Here is a 19,291-nt window from a genome sequence, read left to right on the forward strand (position 1 = left end):
CTGACTGCTGGACCAACGCCTCGCCCGTGCCGGGGAACTGCTGGAGACCACCGGGCTGCCGGTGGAGGAGGTCGCCCGCAGAGTCGGCCACGGCAGTGCGACGGCCCTCGCGGGCAGTTCGTCCCCCGCCGCGGCGTCCCGCCGAGCGCCCGCGCCGCGCCTTCACCCGTACCGCACGGCCCCGCTGACGCCGTACGCTCCCGATCCCCGTGGCCAGGGCCGGGAGTGCGCGAGGACCGGGCCGGGGCTCACCCGGCCGGGGGCTCCTCGGGCGGGGAACCGGGGGACCGGCCGCCCGGATACGCGCGGACGGCGTCGATCAGGTTGCCGAAGACGTTCTCCGGCGGGATCCGCTGCCACACCTCGTAGACCTTCAGGGTGTCCACCAGGGCCGCGTCGGGCCGCGCGAGGACGAAGGTGACGCCGCGCGTGGCGAGGAAGTCGAGCAGGCTGTGCAGGCGGACCCCGGCGGAGTAGTCGACGTCGGCGATGCCCGCGGCGTCGAGCACCAGCCAGCGCACCGGATGGGGCGCGCCGTCGACGAGCGCCCTGACCTGGTCGGCGAAGCGGCTCGCGTTCGCGTAGAAGAGCTCCGCGTTGAAGCGGAAGACGATCAGACCGGGCGCACTCTCGACCCCCGGCCCGGCGACCGTGTAGGTGGGCACGCCCTCGCCGGTGACGCCGACGACGAAGTCCTTGGGCCGGTACTCCCGCCGGATCACCTCGAACAGGGACAGCGCGAGGGCCAGCAGCACGCCCTGCTCGACACCGATGCAGAACACCGCGAGGGCGGTGGCGACGGCCACGACGAACTCGTTGCGGCGCCGGCTGCGGATCCGCCGCAGACCGCGCACGTCGATCAGGTCGAGGCCCACCAGGAACACGATCCCGGCCAGCGTCGCGAGCGGCATGTCGGCCAGCAGATCGGTGAAGACCAGTGCGACCAGGAGCGACAGGAGCGCCATGGTGAGGTTGGCGACCTGGGTCCGGCCGCGCTGCTGGTCGAGGATCTCCGTCTTCGTCGGGGAGCCGTTGACGACGAAGGTCCCGCTCAGCCCGGCGGCGATGTTGGCGACCGACAGGCCGACCAGGTCGCGGTCGACGTCGACGCGGTCGCCGTGGCGGGTCGCGTAACCGTGGGCCGTGGCCGCGCTCTGGGCCAGGATCAGGACGAAGCAGGAGACCGCGACGGAGAAGACCGCGGACACGTCGCCGGGGGACAGCCCGGACGGCAGGCCGAGCGGTGGGAGTCCGCCCTCGACGGCGCCGACGACGGCGACCCCGTGGCCCGGGGCGTCCGTCGCCGCTGACACGGCGATCAGCACCACCACCGCCACGACGGAACCGGGGAACCGGGGCAGGAGGCGCTTGAAGACCACGATGATCACGACGGTGGCGGCGCCGAAGGCGGCGGTGCGCCAGGAGACCTCGTCCAGGCGGGACATCCAGGACCACTGCTGCTGGAACCAGTTGCCACGGCCCCCGGGGATGCCGAGCAGCTCGGGGATCTGAGCCGTCGACACCTGGACACCGACACCCGTCAGGAACCCGATCAGGACGGCCGCGGACAGGAAGTCGGCGAGGAAGCCGAGCCGCAGCAGCCGCGCGGCGGCGAGGATCACGCCCGACAGCAGGGCGACCAGCCCCGCCAGCCCCACCCACTGCGGCGACCCCGGGACGAGACCGTCCACCCCGAGCCCGAGCAGCCCGGCGGAGAGGATCGCCGCGGTGGCGGAGTCCGCGCCGACGACCAGCAGCTTCGACGAGCCCAGCAGGGCGAAGGCGACCGCCGGCAGGACCAGCGTGTACAGGCCGGTGACGATGGGCATGCCGGCGATCGAGGTGTACCCCATGACCTCGGGGATCGCGACCGCCGACAGCGCCACCCCGGCGAGCACGTCCCGGCCCAGCCATGCCCGCCGGTACCCGCGCAGCGACACGGTGACCAGCCTCGTCATGCCAGTCACCTGGGCACCTCCGCAGCGGCCGGAGAACGCGTACGCCCCCATGGTCGCCGTCGCCGGACCGCGGCTGCGGCATTTCGCCCGGGTCCGCGGCGTCGGCGACCGACTGCCGGTACGGCCGGCCCCGGCCACGTCGCCCCGGATGCGCGGAGAGCGCCGCGGCCGGCGTCAGTGCAGGTCGGCACGGGCAGGATCGGCACGGGCAGGATCGGCACGGTCCGGGGTGTCGTCGAGGAAGCCGCCCGACTGGTGCTGCCAGAGCTTCGCGTAGGTGCCCTCCGATGCGAGCAGTTCCTCGTGGGTGCCGTCTTCGACGATCCGTCCGCGGTCCAGGACGACGAGCCGGTCCATGGTGGCGACCGTGCTCAGCCGGTGCGCCACCACCAGTGCCGTCCGCCCCTCCATGAGCCGCCACAGGGCCTCCTGGACGAGGAGTTCGCTCTCCGAGTCCAGGGCGCTGGTCGCCTCGTCGAGCAGCAGGATCGGCGCGTCGCGCAGGATCGCCCGGGCGAGGGCGACCCGCTGCCGCTGTCCGCCGGACAACTTGATGCCGCGCTCGCCCACCATGGTGCCGAAGCCCTGCGGCAGCGCGTCGGTGAACTCCGTGACGTGCGCGGCCTCCGCGGCGCGGCGGATCTCGGCGTCGGTGGCGCCCGGCCGGGCGAACGCGATGTTGTCCCGCAGCGACCGGTGGAACATCGCCGGGTCCTGCGGCACGTAGGCGATCAGACTGCGCAGGTCGGCCTGGCGCAGCCGGGTGATGTCCTGGCCGCCGATCAGGATCCGTCCGGCGTCGACGTCCGTCATCCGCAGCAGCAGCCGGGTGAGGGTGGTCTTCCCGCCGCCGGACCGGCCGACCAGTCCGAACTTCGCCCCGCTCGGCACCGTGAGGTCGAGGCCCCGGAAGATCGGGTCCGCGCCCGCGTGGGCGAAGTGCACCCGCTCGAAGCGGACCTCCGCGCCCCGGCGCAGCAGCGGTTCCGGCACGGCGGGATCGAGCACGGTCGGCGGCGTGAGCAGCAGCTCCGTGAACTGTGCGGCCTCCGTCAGCGAGCTCTCCAGCCGGCGGTAGATCTGGTTGAACTCGAACATGATCCGCGTCGCGTTGCTGTAGTAGGTGAAGGCGATCACCACCGCCTCCACGTTGTGCCGGCCTCCGCCGAGGGTCACCGCCAGCAGCAGGCCGAGGGCGTTGGTGAGCACCGACATCGGCGCGACCAGGGTGTCGATGCGCAGGTTGCCGTAGTCCCAGGACCGCAGCGAGAGCCGGCGCGACTCGGCGACACGGGACCGGTGTTCGGCCGCCTCGCCCCGTTCGGCCGCGAACGCCCGGACGGTGTCCATGTTCATCAGGCTGTCGGCGACGTGGCCGGACACCCGGGCGATCGCCTCCTCGCGCTCGTTGACCAGCGCCTGGCGGCGGCGGATGAGCGGGGCCGCGCACAGCGCCGTCAGCGCGATCATCACCAGCAGCCCGACCACGAGGAGCGGTTCGTAGCGCCACAGCACCACCGAGCCGAAGACCAGCGGCACGAAACTGGCCACGACCGAGAAGGTCAGCGTGTCGACGAAGTCCTCGAAGCGGGAGGCGAAGCTCAGCACCCGCTTGGTCAGCGAGCCGGCGAAGTTGTCGTGGAAGAACGCCGCGTCCTTGGCGAACAGCTCGTCCATGCCGATCACGTAGAGGTGCTCGATGCCGAGGGCGTCGAGGCGGTTCAGGCAGTGCAGGCCGACGCGCCACACCGCCTCCCCGGCCAGCAGGGCGCCGGCGAAGCCCAGGACGTACGGGAGCAGCGAGCCGGAGCCGGCCCCGGCGGGGGAGGCGATCCTGCCGACGAGCTTCGCCACCGCCAGCGGCGCGAGGTAGGCGATCCCGATGTTGCCCAACGCCGGCAGCAGCATGGCCGGCACCGTGAGGTACGGGAGCCGGGCCAGCTCCCGTCCGTAGTAGCGGAGTGCGAGGAGCACCGAACGCCTGCCCGGTGCTCCTCGGGGTGTCTCGGACGATCCCATCCCGACCTCGTTGCGTCGTGCGGAAGCCCAGCGACCGCCCTTCCCGGCGAATGAAATGATGTATGACTAATCGTCAAAAACCTTGCACGGAAGGGCAGAAGCCCCAGTCTCCCGCGGCCGCCCCGATGCAGTCCAAGCAATTTCCGGCAGGGCGTCACCTCCGACGGTCGCGGGCCGGCCGGGTCGCCGACGGGTCGGAGTGACCACCCGGGCCGGGCCGGAGTTGATCGGGGCATGGAGGAGACGGGTGCCCGGCAGGTGGTCCCGCGACCGAGGGACGCCAACGCCCGCCGGGTGATGCGGGCCCAGCGCCGTGTGAACACCGCGCCCGAACTCGCCCTCCGGCGGGCACTGCACGCACTCGGCTTCCGCTACCGGGTGGACCTTCCCCTCCCCACCATGCGGCGCCGGAGGGCGGACATCACCTTCGTGCCCTGGCGTACCGCGGTGTTCGTGCAGGGCTGCTTCTGGCACGCGTGCCCCGAGCACCTGCACGCGCCGAAGCGCAACGCCGAATGGTGGTGGCGGAAGCTCGACGACAACGTGCGTCGCGACCGGCACACCGATGCGAACCTCGTCCGGCTGGGTTGGCTCCCCCTGAGGATCTGTGGGGACGGGCGATCCCGGCCCGCGGGGGCGGTGGGTGCGTCGCGCGACCGACGATCCCGCCGTCCTGAGGACACGTCACGTCAGGACGCGCGGTGTTTCTGCAATTTGCAGCAAGGCCATGCGCTCCGCTCGGCCGCCGACGGACCGGGGCGCGCGGACGGGGGAGGTTTGGCGGGCCGCCCGCGGAATCTTGTATGGTTCCTCGCGAATCATCCAGAGGGGTGGAGGGACCGGCCCTACGAAGCCCCGGCAACTCCCCGGTCGAACCGGCGTCCGAAGTACGCGCCGCGCCGCCCGGGATCAGTGCCAACTCCGGCCTGCCGCCACTGTGGCGCGGGAAAGATGAGGAGACACGGTGCTCTCTGTGCTGTCCTTCGCCCGGGCGCTTCCCGCCCCGGTCTCTCCGCGTACCCGTCCCGTGCCCGGCGCAGCCACTCGGCCGACTTCTCCGGCCTGTCCTCGCTGACCACCCCCGCTCCCGCGCGGAGCGTCCGTGGGCGGGGCCCCCGCCGTTCACGGGATCTGAGACGGAGTACCCATCATGGAGAACACCAGCGGCGTCGGCGTGCTCGACAAGGTCACCTCGATCCTCGGCACCCTGGAGGCCGGTCCCACCACCCTGGCCGGACTCGTGGCCGCCACCGGCCTGGCGCGGCCCACCGCACACCGGCTCGCCGTCGCACTGGAACAGCACCGCCTGGTCGCCCGCGACCTGCAGGGACGGTTCGCCCTCGGCCCCCGGCTCACCGAGCTCTCGGCGGCCGTCGGCGAGGACCGCCTGCTGTCCGCGGCCGGCCCGGTCCTGGCCCACCTGCGCGACCTCACCGGCGAGAGCGCCCAGCTCTACCGCCGGCAGGGCGAGGTCCGGATCTGCGTGGCCGCCGCCGAACGCCTCTCCGGCCTGCGGGACACCGTGCCGGTGGGCATCGCCCTCCCGATGAAGGTCGGCTCCGCCGCGCAGATCCTGCTCGCCTGGGAGGAGCCCGAACGCCTCCACCGCGGCCTGCAGGGCGCCCGTTTCACCGCCACCGCCCTCAGCGGCGTACGGCGCCGCGGCTGGGCCCAGTCCATCGGCGAACGCGAGGCCGGGGTCGCCTCCGTCTCCGCACCCGTGCGCGGTCCGGCCGGCCGGGTCGTCGCGGCCGTCTCCGTCTCCGGGCCGATCGAGCGGCTCACCCGGCACCCCGGCGCCCGGCTCTCCCAGGCCGTCGTCGAGGCCGCCGGCCGGCTCGGCGAAGCCCTGCGCCAGCCCTGACCGGCCCGCCGGGCCGTGCCCGCGGAACACCCGCGGGCCGGCCGCCGGTCCGGGCATCCGGTTCGCGTACCGCCGGGTCGGCTGACCGTCCGTCAGTTAGCGTGGGCGTGTGAATCAGGACGAACGCTCACTCCGCGCCTCGTCGTTCGGCGCCGCGGCGACCGCCTACGCCGAACACCGCCCCGACTACGCGCAGGCCGCCGTGCGCTGGGCGCTCGAACCCGCGCCCGGCCCGCGGGTGCTCGACCTCGGCGCCGGTACCGGCAAGCTGACCGCGGGACTGCTCGCGCTGGGCGCGGAGGTCGTCGCGGTCGAGCCCGACCCGGCGATGCTGGCGGAGCTGCGCCGCTCGCTGCCGGACGTCCGCGCCCTGCGGGGCAACGCCGAGGCGATCCCGCTGCCGGACGCCTCCGTCGACGCCGTGCTGGCCGGCAACGCCATGCACTGGTTCGACATGGCCGTCGCCGGCCCCGAGATCGCCAGGGTCCTCGCACCCGGCGGCGTGCTGGCCGGCCTGTGGAACCTGCTGGACGACCGGGTCGACTGGGTCGCCGGACTGGCACGGACCGCAGGGAGCGCGGCCGTCGGCCCCCGTGACACGCCCGCCGCCCGGCGTGCCGAAACGGCCGCCGTGCACCTTCCGAAGGCCGGCGGACCCGCCCGGTTCGGGTCGCCCGAGCAGGCCGCGTTCCCGCACGGGCAGCGCCGCACGGCCGACACCCTGGTCGCCTCGCTCGCGACCCGCGCGGGGATGCTGGTCATGCCGGAGCGGGAACGGGAGGCCGCGCTGGGCCGGATCCGGGCCTTCCTCGCGGGTGAACCGGAGACCGCCCGCGGCGAGTTCACCCTGCCGATGCTGACCGGGGTGCTGCGCAGCCGGAGGCTGTGAGGCCGGTCCCGGCGCTTCGGGCCGCGGCGCTCCCCGCGCCGTGGCCGCGGGTGCGGGGGTGTCGTGGCGTGGCCGGATCCGGTTCCCCGTCGCCGGGCCCCGTGTCAGCATGCAGTCGGTGAGGTCGACTGACTGAGCGCGGACAAGAATAGGGGGCTATTCATGATCACTCGACTCGGGAGGGGGGCCGGCCCGCGGAGGTGGGCGGCGCTGACCGCCGCCGCACTCTGCGGAGCCGTCGGCGCCGGCACCGTCGGGGCGACCCCGGCCGCGGCGGCCGACCAGCGTCACGCGATCTACGCCGTCGCGCACCGGGTCGACACCCTGGACGGCGTCGACGCCGCACTCGACCACAGCGCCAACGGCATCGAGATCGACGTCTGCGCCTGGTGGAACCCGAACGAATGGCGCGCCTACCACGACTGCTCCTCGGCCGGCGACGCCCGGCTGGGCCCGAGCTTTGACAGCATGATCGACCGGATCGTCGCCGACGCCGGCGCCGGGCGCCGGCTGGCCCTGGTCTGGCTGGACATCAAGGACCCCGACTACTGCGGGGAGCAGCAGAACCGCGGATGCAGCGTCGCCGGACTGCGCGACAAGGCCCAGCGGCTGACGGCCGCCGGCATCCAGGTGCTCTACGGCTTCTACGAGTACCACGGCGGCAGCACCCCGGACGTCGGCGGCCGCGGCTGGAAGAGCCTCGAAGGCGGGCTCGGCCCGCTGGAGGGCATGACGACGACCGGGACCCGCGACCGGGTCCGCGCCGCCTTCGACCGGTCCGGCCCGGCGATCCCGGCCGGCCACCGGGTGATGGACTACGGCGACAGCGACATCGCCAAGGGGTTCGGCAACTGCACCGAAGCCACGTACAACACGTGCGCGGAACTGAAGAAGGGCGCCGCGGACCGCGCCGCCGGACAGCTCGCCGCCACGCTCTCCTGGACGACCACCTACAACGACCCGTGGTACGTCGACAAGCTGCTGGGCGACGCGCGGGTGGACGGCATCATCGCGGGCTACGGCGCCTTCACCGGGGTGCGCGAGTACGACCGGAGCTGGCAGTGCGCCAACGCCGTCAACCTCGTCCGCGACTGGGTGAACCGCCACGGCTCGACCCACCGCATGGCCAACGCCGGTGACCGCATGTTCCGTTAGGGCCCGCCGGAGCCGGAGCCGGAGCCGGGGTCGGGGTCGGGGTCGGGGTCGGGTCGAGTCGAGTCGTGCACGCATTCGGTTCGACCCGGCCGCGGTCGGCGCGGTACGGTCGCCTGTCATGCACACCAGGCCCGCCGTGCGGCCCCGGCCGCACCGGTGACGGTCGGTCAGGGCCGGTGCGCACGGGCAGCGATCACGCCCGGCCGACGGGGTGCCACCGGAGTCGACGTTCACCCGGTGGCGGCCCCGCGCCGAGAGGGCGACGGGGGAAGACGGGGGCGATGGACGCCGAGGAGACCGAGGGCCTGCGCACGGCGGGGCCGATCCGCTCGGCCGGGCAGGGCCGCTACGAGATGCAGGCACCGCTCGGGGAGGGCGGCATGGCGTCCGTGCACCGGGCCCGCGACCGGGTGCTGGGACGGACCGTCGCCGTGAAGACGCTCCACCCGGACCTGGCCCGCGACCCGGCCTTCCGAGAGCGGTTCCGCCGCGAGGCCCGGGCGGTCGCGGCGCTCAACCACGTCAACATCGTGGCCGTGCACGACAGCGGCGAGGACACCGGGCCCGACGGCGTGGTGCCGTACATGGTGATGGAGTACGTCCGGGGCCGGTCGGTGCGCGAGCTCGTCCGCGAGGCGGCCGCGGGCCGTGCCGGCGGCACCGTCCCGCTGGACCGTGCGCTGGCCGTGACCTCGGCCGTGCTGGACGCCCTGGAGTGCAGCCACCGCCAGGGGCTCGTCCACCGGGACATCAAACCGGCCAACGTCATGACGACGGACGACGGCCCCGTCAAGGTGATGGACTTCGGCATCGCCCGGGCGCTGCAGTCGGACGCCACCGCGATGACCCGTACGGGCACCGTCCTCGGCACACCCCAGTACCTCTCGCCCGAGCAGGCGCAGGGCAGGCCGGCGGACGCCCGCTCCGACCTCTACTCGGTCGGCTGCATGCTCTTCGAACTGGTCACCGGCACCCTGCCGTTCGACGGGGAGTCGGCGATGAGCGTGCTCTACCAGCACGTCCAGCAGCCGCCGCCGGTGCCGTCCTCGATCAACCCGTCGCTGCCGCCGGCCGTCGACGCGGTGGTGGCCCGCGCCCTCGCGAAGGACCCCGCGGGGCGCTACCAGAGCGCCCGCGCCATGGCCGAGGACGTCCGCCGGGCCGCCGCGGACGGGGCACCGACCCGTCCGCTGCACTCCGCTCCCACGGTGACGGCCGAGCACGTCAGCGCGGAGCGCATCGGGGCCGAGCGCATCGGGGCCGAGCGCATCGGGGTCGAGGACGACAAGGCCCGGCCCGCCGGGGCCGAGCACGCCGACGCCCGGGACACCGGGGGCGGGGGCGCGGGTGCCGGCGCGGGTACCGACCCGTCCTGGCCGTTCGCGGCGTTCACCGGTGCCGACGGCGCCGCTACGGCCGACGCCCTCGCCGAGGGCGTGCGGTACGTCGCGATCCGGCGGCAGGCGCAGCTGAGGCGCGTGCGCAACGCCAGGATCGTCGGTCTGGCCCTGGTGCCCGTCGTCGCGGTCGTCTGGGCCGTGACCGCGTTCGGTGACCCCTTCGGGTACCGGACCGCCACCCACACCCCGGACCCGCGGGCGACCGGCCCGTACTCCTCGTGCGATCCGCCGGCCTTCGGGGGCGACGGCTTCAGCCCGCCCTCGTTCTCCGGCATGTCGCCCGCCGAGGCGCGGACCTGCGCGGAGATCGCCGGGCTGAAGATCGACCAGAAGACCACCACCGGCAGCAAGTACAACAAGGACACCGTCACCCGGCAGGAACCGGGGACCTCCCAGTCGGTGAAGCGGGGCAGCACCGTCACCGTCTGGGTGTCGACGGGCGGCGACCCCCGGGCGACGGGGGACCTCGCCAACTGCGAGGCCGAGGAGCAGCACGGCAAGGTCCCCACCCCCTGGCTCAAGGGCAGGACCCTGAACGCCGCCCGCACCTGTGCGGACATCGCCCACCTCAAGCTGGAGGAGGCCGGCAAGGTCCAGGACCGCCTCACCCCGGCCGGGCAGGTGGCACGCCAGGAACCCGGATCGGAGGACACCACCGTCGGCAGCACCGTCAAGGTCTGGATCTCCACCGGCGGCGACCCCAGGGCCGTCGGCGCCCTCACCGGCTGCGACAGCGCGACCGGCGACCGGCCCGAAGCACCGGCACTGGAACACATGACTGCGGCCGACGCCCGCACCTGCGCCGACATCGGCCACTTCAAGCTGCAGGAGCAGAGCGTGCCGGACAAGATCTGGCCGAGCGGCGAGGTCGTCCGCCAGGAGCCGGGCAGCTTCAGCCGGATCGACCCCGGCAGCACCATCAGCATCTGGGTCTCCTCCGGCACGCCGTGACCGGAGTCCCCCGCCGGCCGGTGAGCCACGGGTCGGCCCCGCGGACGGCGGGCCGACGCTCGTGCACGGCGGTCACCTCCTCGCGAGGTCACCGGAGTAGGCGCCGACGCTGAGGTGGAGGCTGCCGTCGGCGTTGCGCGTGTAGACCTGCTCGTGCGGGTCGGCTGCGCAGCCGGTGAGGATGCTCATCGGGCGGGTCTTGAGGATCAGGCGGTCGGTGCCGACGGAGACCAGGTCGGCGACGGAGTCGCAGTAGCGCGTGCCGGTCAGCGGCCGCGGAGACGGTTCCGGTCCACCGATCGGGAGAGCCGACGTCGGGTGGGGTCGGCCGGCGGTGCCGCTCGGCCGCGGGGCCCGGCCCGGGACGGGGTCGTCCACCGGGCCGGGCCCCGCAGGCTCAGCAGTCGGGGATGACGGTGCCGTTGTTGTCCTTGGCCTGGTCGTTGCCCCACTTGGACAGGTAGTAGGCGGAGACCCATTGGCCGGCGGGGCCGGTGTCGGGGTCGGTCTTGAGCCACCAGTGGTTGTAGCTGCTGCCGTTGCGGATCTCGCGTCCCCAGGCTTTGCAGAACACGTAGTTGGTGCCCTGGTTGAGGGTGCCGGTGCTTGTGGTGGCGGTGGGGGAGGCGTAGACGGGGGCGTTGGCGAAGGTGTCGACCCAGTACCTGGTGGTGCCGGACGGCGGCGGGGTGGAACCGCCCGGGCCGTAGAGGCGGACGGCGCCGTAGTAGTCGCCGTGCGAGGACAGCGCGGCCACCTGCACGTGGCCGCCCGAGTACGGTGCCTCGGCGATGTATCCCCGGCCCAGGTACATCGCCACGTGGTGGATGGTGGACGGGGTGCCCCCGAAGAACACCAGGTCGCCCGGGAGCAGCGGGCCCGTCCCGTCGCTCCGGAGGAATCTCGCCACCGCGCGCGAGGTGGTCCACTGGGTGGTGGTCACGCCGTTGATGACGTCCGTGCCCACGGCCAGGTAGTAGGCGTAGCGGACCATGCCGGAGCAGTCCAGGCCCTTCACGTGGCAGTCGTTCGGGGCGCTGTTCGACGCGTCGCAGATCCCGTACGAGGGGCCCGGCTGCCCGCCGTGGCCGCCGCCCCACGAGTACGGCGTGCCGATCAGGCTGCAGGCCGCGTTCACGGCTGAGTCGGCCTGTGGCGCGGCACCGGAGGAGAGGACTCCGCAGGCGGGTGCCGCGTGGGCGGCCTGCGCGCCGACGAAGAAGACGGCGAGGGAGGCGAGTACGGCCAGCAGTGCGGCGAGGCGCAGGGTCGGAAGGGACCGCCGGGGTAACGGGTCGACGCGCGTAGTCACAGGGCATCCTCGGGGGCGTGTGCCACAAGTGGCGGCAACGGAAGGGGGGTTGGTGGCGGACATTCAAGCACCGCGCGGTCCGCATCCGACAGGCCCGGGTGAAAACAATTTCTGCAAGCCGCGCGCACGCGGCACCGAGGTGGCCGCGCCGACGCCCGGCGGGGCCGGGGGCCGCGCCGGGCGTCGGGTGTCGTGGACGTCAGGCGGTGGCCGGCCTCCGGTCGACGACGGTGCGGAGCTTGCCGCTGGTCGGAGTGCGGTCGAAGGCGCTGGTGGGGACGGTCTCGACGGTGCAGGTGAGGAGCGACTCGGCGGTGGCCGAGGCCAGTTCGGGGACGGTGGCCAGGAAGACGTCGAGGGCGGCCTCCGGGGCGGGGGCGTAGCGTTCGTCGAGGCGGACGGTGAGGTGCTCGCGGACGGGGTCGGCGTCCACGAGCAGCTGGAGTTCGCCGCGGTAGCCGAGGTGTTCCTCCGCCACCGCCATGAGGCGGCGGACGTTGAGGAAGTAGGTGCCCACCCGGACGACGTCGCCGTACCGGCCGAGGAGTTCGATCCGGGGGGTGTGGCTGCCGCACGGGCAGGGGCCGTCGACGCTGCGGCCGAGGTCGCCGATCTGGTACCGCTCCAGGCGCTGGCCGGCCCGGGCGCGGGTGGTGAAGACGAGGCGGCCGGGCTGTCCGGCGGGGACGGGCCGGTCGGTCTCCGGGTCGAGGATCTCCAGGGTGTGCAGCTCGGTGAGGACGTGGTGGACGGAGCCCTCGGCGTGGGTGCACTGGTAGCCGAGCGGTCCGAGGTCGGTGCTGCCGTACGCCGCCGAGCGGATCGACTCGACGCCGAACTCCTCGGTGAGCACCCGGCGCTGTTCGGCGGTGAAGTGCTCGCCGCCGTAGAACACCTTGCGGATCCCGCCGTAGGCGCGCAGCACCGCGCCCTGGTCGTGGAAGAGCTGCCAGAGGTAGGAGGGCATGCCGAACACGGTGTCCGCCTGGTGGGTGACGAGCGCCTCGGCGGTGGCGGCGTGGTCGGGTCCGGCCGCGATCGGCAGCTGGGTGGCGTTCAGCCGTTCCAGGATGGAGAAGAAGCTGATGAAGCTGCCGTACATGCCGCCGCAGTAGAAGAGGTTGGCGGCGCGGTCCCGGGCCGGGTCGAAGCCGGCCGCGAGCAGGCCGTTGGCGCCGGCCCGCATCTGGGTGTCGTAGTCGGCATTGGTGAAGACGGACAGGGCCGGCGCGCCGCTGCTGCCGCCGCTGCGGAAGTACAGGTGGGCGTGTTCGGGTGCGAGGGTGCGCAGTTGCTCCTGGACACCCGGCTTGTCGAGCAGCGGCCCGTCCGGCGCGGCGGGGAGGGCCCGGGGCCCGGCGAGGTCGTCGAGGCAGGCGGTGGTGGCGAAGGCGGCGCCGGTGCGGACGGCGACCCGGCGGCTGTAGCGCTGGAGCGCGTAGACGCCGTCGTGGGGTTCGCCGTGGTAGCTGTCGAGCATGGCGCCGACCGGGGTGACCCGCAGGACGCCGGCGGCGAGCACGGCCTGCGCGAGCCGGGCGGTGTCGGCGCGGTCGGCGCCGATCGCGGCGGTCTGCAGGTAGCGGCGCATCGGCCGCAGCACGGCCATGACGGAGGCGCGGGGCAGCGGCTTGACCCAGATCGAGCGGTTCAGCGGGGAGGCGGCGAGGGCCGGGCGGGTGTCGGCGAGGACGCGCCAGGAGCCGTCCTCGGCGGCGAGGACCCGGGTGAGGCCGAGGTGTTCCTCCAGCCGGGCGAGCAGTTCGGCGGTGGTGATCTCGGCGTGCTCGGCCGGGTCGAGGACCGGGCGGGGCGACGCGGCCGAGGCGGCGGCGAGATGCGTGGCGAAGCGGTCGGCGAAGGCGAAGACCTCGGTCTCGTCCTCGGTGTCGAGGTAGACCACCTGGGGGCTGGAGCAGGCCTGCTGTTCGAGGCGGCAGACGTCGGCGGCGAGCGCGTCCAGGGTGGCGGTGTCCGACCAGGCGTCGCGGGTCAGGTAGGCGAACGAGATCCGGTGGCCCCACTCGACCAGCCGGCAGCCGGGCGGCACGAGTTCGGCGACCGAGCGGACGGCCTCCTCGCCGCCCCAGACGGCCACCGCGTCGGCGGGCTCGCAGAGCAGGCGCAGCCAGTCGGTGCGGCCGGAGGGGAAGCGGAGGGCGACGGTGCGCCGGGCGATCGCCCCGGTCGGGTCGGCGTCGGCCAGTGCGGCGAGCAGGTGCTGCGCGAGCAGGGTGTCGCCGCTGCTGGTCTTCAGCACGTTGAGGTTGCCGGTGAGCAGGCCCTCGACCACGCTGAGCGGGGCGACCGCGGCGGCGTTGCCGGGGGCGATGTGGACCAGCAGGCCGACGGGTGCCCAGGCCTCGAAGACGGTCTCCCGGGCGTCGGGCCGGACGAGGCGTTCGGGGCGCAGTGCGCCGAGTTCGCGGCGGAGCTTGCGTTCCAGCGCGGGCCGGTCGACCGCCGCGGCGATCTCGTCGAGGAGGGCGGCCGCCTCCTCGGCGTCGAGGCCGTCGACGGCGAGTTCGGCGAGCAGACGGGACCGGACGGGGTCGCCCGCGGAGCGGAGGGTGTCGGCGAGGCGGGCGCAGGCGTTCAGCACCGTCTCGGTGGGCAGCGGTTCGGCGAGCACCTCAGCGGCCAGCGCGGGCAGGTCGGCGAGCCGCCGGGCGGCCTCCTCGTCGTCGACGAGGGCGCCCTGCCAGTAGTGGGGTGCGGTGGTCACGACATTCCCTTCAGGAGTTCGGCGGCGGCGGCCGCGCAGGTGCGGTTGCGGCTGATCCCGGCACGGCCGTGGACGGTGAACCACGGGGTGGCCAGCGGGCAGGGGCACGCGCCGCCCGGGTGCAGCGAGGCCAGGTCGCCCATGACGACGCTCTGCGCGGGCACCGAGGTGATGTACGGGGAGACCAGGTGCAGGAAGCCGGGCTCGCCGTACGGCAGCGGCTCCAGGGTGCGGGTGTCGCGGACGGCCACCCGCGACCAGACCGGGGCGTGCAGCCGGTGGTGCCCGCACTCGATGTACGGCACGCAGTGCTCGACGGAGCCGAAGGTGTCCCGGATCCGGTCGGAGGGGATCCCCAACCGCTCGGTGACGGCGGCGTAGAACGCGTCCTTGCCGATCTGCCGGTCGGTGTGGCCCTTCCAGCCGCCGCCGAGCAGGACGAGGGAGCCGGCCGGCAGCTGCAGCGGCGGCAGGCCGAGGGCGCGCATCCGCTCCAGGGTGAAGTGCAGGAAGGCGGGGAAGCCGAGGATCCGCACGGGCAGCCCCTCCTCGGCGTACCGCTGCAGGGCCTCGATGCAGCCGTGGACGTCGAACTCGTGGCCGCTGCCGGTGTGCCGCAGGGCGTGCGCGGTGCGGTGCGCGGGCGCGAAGTCGCACAGGTAGTTGTCGGTGAAGGAGGTGCCGAGCTTCAGCCGCGGTGCCGGTTCGTAGCTGTACAGCAGGTAGTTGACGGGTTGTTCGGGGGTGATCCAGCCGTAGTGGTCGAAGATCCGGGCGACCATGCGCTGGGCGGAGCGGATCGTCCAGGTGTCGAAGAACATCTGCGACTTCTGGCCGGTGGTGCCGGAGGAGGTGAGGTGCAGGAACACCTCCTCCCGCGGGATCGACAGCACCTCGTGCCGCTTGAAGAAGTTGGCGTGCACCAGCGGGGTGCGGACGTCCGCGCCGACGGTCGGGGCCGGGGTCTCGGCGGGCCCGGCCAGCAGCGAGCGGAGGAACGGCGAACGCCGCGCGTGCCAGGCGTTGGTCTCGGCCATGGCGGCGGCGAACAGCGCGTCGGCGTCCGGTCCGGCGGTGTACGGGTCGGCCAGGTCGCACAGCTGCTGCAGGTGCGTGAGCGCGGCGGGGTCGGGGACCTCGACCGGTGCGAGATGCGGGTTCGGGGCGGGGACGGTCACGGGGCAACCTCGGGAAGGGTCAGGTAGGTCGAGGTCCAGGCGGTCAGGTACGACTCCAGGTACGGCCGCAGCCGCGGGCCGGCGGCCGTGGCCCGGAAGTCGATCTGGCGGCTGGTCCGGGACAGCACGACGTAGTCGTGGAACCGGTCGCCGATCCGGCGCATCGCCGGGTAGACGGCGCTCGGGATGAATCCGGCGGCGAGGAAGGCGTCGAGCGCGGCGGTGTCGGCCAGCGGCAGCAGCGTCTCGACGTAGTCGGCGCCCGCGCGGGTGACGGCCGCCATCAGCGGCTCCAGTGCGCCTGCGACGGCCGCCGGGGACGGGTGCACGGCGACCAGCGAGCAGCTCGCCGCGACCGGGTCCAGGTCGGCGTACGCCTCGAAGGCGCCGTCCGGCGGGGTGAGCACGGCGTTCGGCAGGTGCAGCGGGAAGAACCGCGCGCCCGGGTCGGGGAAGAGCTCCAGGAACCGGCGGCGGACGAAGCCGGGCGCGGTGATCAGCTCCATCGGTGCGGTCGCCGGTGCACTCCGCCCGGCCGGGCGGGCCGGGGCCACGGCCGCGCGCGGGCGGCCGTGGTCGAGGCCGGTGCTGCGCCGGGCCGCCTCCAGCAGCGGCAGCAGGGCGCCCGGGACGGTATCGACGGTCTCCCGCCGGGCCAGCACGCCGTCGGCGTGCCGGGCGAACAGGGCGAGGCTCTCGCAGCCGGCCACCTCGACCGCGTTCGGCAGCAGGCCGAGGGCCCGGAAGCCGTGGCGGACGAAGACCTGCTGCGGGCCCGGGGTGACCACCCGGACGGTCGCGTACACGGAGTCCAGCGCGCCGCTCGCGAAGGCGTCCGCGCAGACCGCGGCGGTCAGCCGGCCGGCCAGTCCGCCGCCGCGTTGCTCGGGGTGGACGGCCAGGCCCACCAGCTTGCCGATCCGGCTGCCCGGGTCGGTCTGCACCGCCACCGATCCGGTGAGCCGCCCGCCGTCCTGGCGGGCCGTCAGCCAGTGGGTGTGCGGGTCGGCGATCAGCCGGCGCATCTCCTCGGGGTCACTGCCGAGCGCGACCGGGTAGCCGTGGCCGTAGACGTCGAAGTAGAGCTGCCGCAGCTGGGCGACGTCCTGGGGTGCCGCGGGGGCGATCGTCGAGGTCACGCCGCGCCCCCGATCGGGTCGGCGTCCGCGATCGGACGGGCGTCCGCCGACGGTTCCCGGTGGCCCGTCCACCACAGCGCGGCGGCGACCGGCAGCACGCCGAGGGCCTGGACGAGGCAGAGCGTCCGCGGCGACAGGTGGTCGCCGAGCGCGCCGAAGAGCAGCGAGGACACCGGCAGGACGGCCCCGAGCAGGGCCTGCATCACCGCGAAGAAGCCGGCCCGGTCCTCGGCCGGCACGGTCCGCTGGAACAGCGCCACGAACCGCACGCCGATCACGCCGACGCACCAGCCGGCGACGGCCATCGCGGCGAGTGCGGTGGCCCGGCCGGCGGCCAGCCCGGGCAGGGCGAGGGCGGCGGCCATCAGGCCGAGGCAGCCCGCACCGATCGCGGTGGGCGCACCGGGGAGGCGGCCGCCGGTGGCCGAGCCCGCCAGGGTGCCGAGGCCGAGGGCGGCCTCCAGCGCGGCGACGGTCGTGCCGTCGGAGTGCAGCACTCCGCGGGTGTACAGCGGCATCACCACGAAGACGGCCGTGGTGAACAGGTTGGCCGCGGTGAAGCAGAGCAGCACCCGCCGGACGAAGGGCAGGTCGGCCAGGATCCGGCGCAGCGGCCGCCGTTCGGCGCGGGCGCCGGCGTCCGCGGCCGGGGCGGCGGGGAACCGGGTCGCGCCGATCAGCGCGGCGGCGAGCAGGTAGGCCCCGGCGCAGCCGGCGACCACGCCGGGCAGGCCCGCGGCGTCGACCACCAGCGGTCCGAGCAGGCCGCCGGCGAGTCCGGCGAGGGACTGGGTGGCGAGTTCGAAGCCGGTCGCGGTCTCCAGGTCGGCGTCGTCGACCAGGTCGGGGACGGCGGTGGTCAGGCAGGGGTCGAAGACGGCCTGGCAGCCGGCCAGCAGCAGCGCGGTGCCGTAGGCGAGGGCGGTCGGCGGGGTCGCGGCGTACGTCCAGCCGGCGGTGGCGAGGGCGGCCAGCCCGGCGACGGCGGCCGCGGTGCCGAGTACCGTGCGGTGCGGGCAGCGGGCGACGATCGCGGCGACCAGTGGCACCAGGGCGACGGCGGGCAGGGTGCTGACGGCGAGGAAGGCGCCGGAGGCGAGGCCGCGGTCGGGCCCGGCGGCGTAGCCCACCAGCCACCAGACCGCGCCGACCTGGAACATCCGTCCGGCGGCCTGGGTGAGCACCTGGGCGGCCCAGACGGCGCCGAAGCGCCGGTTGCGCAGGACGAGCGGCGGACGGCGCGCGGCCCTCCCGGTGAGCCGGGCCGGGTCGGTGTGCCCGGTCGTTCCGGTGGCGGTCATGAGTGCGGCCGTTCGTCGAGGACGCGGATCAGCTTGCCCGTCCGGGAGTTGACGGCGAGTTCGTGGTGGCGCACCCAGTCGACGGAGAGCGGGTGGACGTGACCGGCGGCGACCGCCTCCGGGTAGAGCGGCCGGGCGGTGTGCACCGCCCGTTCGACGGCGGCGGCCGTCGCGGCGAGGCCGTCGGGGCCGCCGGTCCCGGCGAGGCGCAGCACCAGGCCGTCCCGGCCGTCCCGGCGGCGGACGACCAGTTGCACCCCGGTCACCAGGCCCGCGGTGTCGGCGGCCCGGACGAGGTCGAGCACGTCCTCGGTGTACAGCGACACCGGGCCGACCCGGACGCCCTCCTGGGCGCGGCCGAGGATGCGGAACCGGCCGGCGCAGGCGTCCGTCCACGCGGCGCGGTCCCCGACGGGGTAGCGCAGCACGGGCATCAGCCGCCGCCGCAGGTCGGTCACCACGACCCGGCCGGGCACGCCCGCTTCGGTGATCGGCACGCCGGTGTCCTCGTCCAGGATCTCGACCACGGTCTCCGGGGCGAACACCCGGTGCACCCGGGTGTCCTCGCCCGGGACGGGGCGGCCGAGCAGGCCGGCGTCGACGGCGGCGTAACCGACCGACGACACCCGGGCGTTGGGGAACGCCTTGCCGAGCAGCGGTTGCTGGTCCTGGAAGAGGCCCTCGCCGCCGAACAGCAGCAGTTCCACGTCCGGCAGTTCGCGGCCGTCGGCGAGGAGGTGGTCGGCGAGTGCGCACAGCGTCGTCGGGGTGCCGGCGACCACCTGGGCGGCGAACTGCTCCAGGGTGCGGACGGTGGAGGCGAGCGGCGCCGCCCCGCCGATCGGCAGCCGGACGTTGGCGACCGGGGAGTGCTGCAGTGAGTCGAGGACGAAGGTGTGACTGGCGTACAGGTCACCGGCGTAGAAGAGGTCGGCGACGCGGTGGCCGGGGCGCAGGCCCGCGTCGACCAGCCCGCTGCCGAAGGAGGTGGTGAACTCCCGCCACTCCTCCCGGCTGTAGAAGGAGAACTTCGGGGCGCCGGTGGTGCCGCCGCTCTTGAAGACCACGGCCTCGGTGAGGGGGCCGGTCAGCAGCCGGTTGTCGCGGGGCGTGTTCGCCCGCCAGAACTCGGCCTGCGGGACGACCGGCAGATCGGTCAGCCGCTCCGTCCGGTCGGGCAGGCCGGCGTACAGCTCCGCGTAGAAGGGTGAATTGCGGCGGACGAAGCGAATGAGTTCCGCTGGTGGGTGAACGGGCATCGATTCCTGCTCTGGGGCATGCGCGGGCGGAACGGGTCGCGGGGGTGGTGCGATCCCGCCCCGGACGATCGGGTGCGACGGATTGCGGTCGGCACTCCGCAGAGGTCGGGCGGGTGCGGATCGTCAGAGAGCTGACGTGAA

The 19,291-nt window shown here is 74.3% G+C and carries 13 protein-coding genes, 1 pseudogene and 1 riboswitch; of the genes and pseudogenes, 5 read left to right on the forward strand and 9 right to left on the reverse strand.

All coding sequences use genetic code 11. The annotated features are described in order from the left end of the window. Positions 1-248: 248 nt before the first annotated feature. Both AB0O09_RS02520 and AB0O09_RS02525 read right to left on the reverse strand, forming a co-directional pair. Positions 249-1,958 (reverse strand): SulP family inorganic anion transporter, encoded by a 1,710-nt coding sequence (locus AB0O09_RS02520; protein WP_363539423.1) that lies wholly within the window; start codon positions 1,956-1,958, stop codon positions 249-251. Positions 1,959-2,132: 174 nt separating this feature from the next. Next, positions 2,133-3,977 (reverse strand): ABC transporter ATP-binding protein, encoded by a 1,845-nt coding sequence (locus tag AB0O09_RS02525; RefSeq protein WP_363539425.1) that lies wholly within the window; start codon positions 3,975-3,977, stop codon positions 2,133-2,135. A gap of 297 nt (positions 3,978-4,274) precedes the next feature. Here AB0O09_RS02525 and AB0O09_RS02530 point away from each other — a divergent pair. From AB0O09_RS02530 to AB0O09_RS02550, 5 genes and pseudogenes are all read left to right on the forward strand, one after another. After that, a pseudogene (locus tag AB0O09_RS02530) lies at positions 4,275-4,394 on the forward strand (very short patch repair endonuclease); the annotation flags it as partial. Positions 4,395-4,792: 398 nt separating this feature from the next. Continuing rightward, a riboswitch (SAM riboswitch) is annotated at positions 4,793-4,935 on the forward strand. Positions 4,936-5,127: 192 nt separating this feature from the next. Further along, positions 5,128-5,841, forward strand: a complete 714-nt coding sequence (locus tag AB0O09_RS02535; protein WP_344623590.1) for an IclR family transcriptional regulator — start codon at positions 5,128-5,130, stop codon at positions 5,839-5,841. 109 nt (positions 5,842-5,950) lie between these two features. After that, positions 5,951-6,730: a class I SAM-dependent methyltransferase gene (locus tag AB0O09_RS02540; protein WP_363539427.1), complete on the forward strand. Its 780-nt coding sequence runs from the start codon at positions 5,951-5,953 to the stop codon at positions 6,728-6,730. Between the two features lie 162 nt (positions 6,731-6,892). Then, the gene (locus AB0O09_RS02545) at positions 6,893-7,885 is read left to right on the forward strand and encodes a phospholipase (protein WP_363539429.1); all 993 of its coding nucleotides are present in this window, start codon (positions 6,893-6,895) and stop codon (positions 7,883-7,885) included. A gap of 281 nt (positions 7,886-8,166) precedes the next feature. Beyond that, positions 8,167-10,236: a protein kinase gene (locus AB0O09_RS02550; RefSeq protein ID WP_363539431.1), complete on the forward strand. Its 2,070-nt coding sequence runs from the start codon at positions 8,167-8,169 to the stop codon at positions 10,234-10,236. A gap of 72 nt (positions 10,237-10,308) precedes the next feature. Here AB0O09_RS02550 and AB0O09_RS02555 read toward each other — a convergent pair whose 3' ends face one another. From AB0O09_RS02555 to AB0O09_RS02585, 7 genes are all read right to left on the reverse strand, one after another. After that, the gene (locus AB0O09_RS02555) at positions 10,309-10,614 is read right to left on the reverse strand and encodes a hypothetical protein (RefSeq protein ID WP_363539433.1); all 306 of its coding nucleotides are present in this window, start codon (positions 10,612-10,614) and stop codon (positions 10,309-10,311) included. Between the two features lie 19 nt (positions 10,615-10,633). After that, positions 10,634-11,548 carry an NlpC/P60 family protein gene (locus tag AB0O09_RS02560; protein WP_363539435.1) on the reverse strand — a complete coding sequence of 305 codons (915 nt, stop codon included), beginning with the start codon at positions 11,546-11,548 and terminating at the stop codon, positions 10,634-10,636. A gap of 199 nt (positions 11,549-11,747) precedes the next feature. Then, positions 11,748-14,273, reverse strand: a complete 2,526-nt coding sequence (locus AB0O09_RS02565; RefSeq protein WP_363539437.1) for an acyl-CoA reductase — start codon at positions 14,271-14,273, stop codon at positions 11,748-11,750. Then, positions 14,270-15,451, reverse strand: coding sequence for an acyl-protein synthase (locus AB0O09_RS02570; RefSeq protein ID WP_363539439.1), 1,182 nt, complete (start codon positions 15,449-15,451; stop codon positions 14,270-14,272). Before AB0O09_RS02570 ends, AB0O09_RS02565 begins: the two co-directional genes overlap by 4 nt. Continuing rightward, positions 15,448-16,590 carry a GNAT family N-acetyltransferase gene (locus tag AB0O09_RS02575; RefSeq protein ID WP_363539441.1) on the reverse strand — a complete coding sequence of 381 codons (1,143 nt, stop codon included), beginning with the start codon at positions 16,588-16,590 and terminating at the stop codon, positions 15,448-15,450. Before AB0O09_RS02575 ends, AB0O09_RS02570 begins: the two co-directional genes overlap by 4 nt. Then, positions 16,587-17,891: an MFS transporter gene (locus tag AB0O09_RS02580; RefSeq protein ID WP_363539443.1), complete on the reverse strand. Its 1,305-nt coding sequence runs from the start codon at positions 17,889-17,891 to the stop codon at positions 16,587-16,589. The genes AB0O09_RS02575 and AB0O09_RS02580 overlap by 4 nt, the downstream gene beginning before the upstream one ends. Continuing rightward, positions 17,888-19,150 (reverse strand): phenylacetate--CoA ligase family protein, encoded by a 1,263-nt coding sequence (locus AB0O09_RS02585; protein ID WP_363539445.1) that lies wholly within the window; start codon positions 19,148-19,150, stop codon positions 17,888-17,890. The genes AB0O09_RS02580 and AB0O09_RS02585 overlap by 4 nt, the downstream gene beginning before the upstream one ends. Positions 19,151-19,291 lie beyond the last annotated feature (141 nt).

This window comes from Kitasatospora sp. NPDC093679 (assembly GCF_040683455.1).
Classification (GTDB): domain Bacteria; phylum Actinomycetota; class Actinomycetes; order Streptomycetales; family Streptomycetaceae; genus Kitasatospora; species Kitasatospora arboriphila.

Coding starts and splice junctions, on each gene's coding strand:
- AB0O09_RS02550 (WP_363539431.1), top strand. CDS start 8,167: ATGGACGCCGAGGAGACCGAGGGCCTGCGCACGGCGGGGCCGATCCGC.
- AB0O09_RS02520 (WP_363539423.1), bottom strand. CDS start 1,958: ATGACGAGGCTGGTCACCGTGTCGCTGCGCGGGTACCGGCGGGCATGG.
- AB0O09_RS02535 (WP_344623590.1), top strand. CDS start 5,128: ATGGAGAACACCAGCGGCGTCGGCGTGCTCGACAAGGTCACCTCGATC.
- AB0O09_RS02525 (WP_363539425.1), bottom strand. CDS start 3,977: ATGGGATCGTCCGAGACACCCCGAGGAGCACCGGGCAGGCGTTCGGTG.
- AB0O09_RS02580 (WP_363539443.1), bottom strand. CDS start 17,891: ATGACCGCCACCGGAACGACCGGGCACACCGACCCGGCCCGGCTCACC.
- AB0O09_RS02545 (WP_363539429.1), top strand. CDS start 6,893: ATGATCACTCGACTCGGGAGGGGGGCCGGCCCGCGGAGGTGGGCGGCG.
- AB0O09_RS02585 (WP_363539445.1), bottom strand. CDS start 19,150: ATGCCCGTTCACCCACCAGCGGAACTCATTCGCTTCGTCCGCCGCAAT.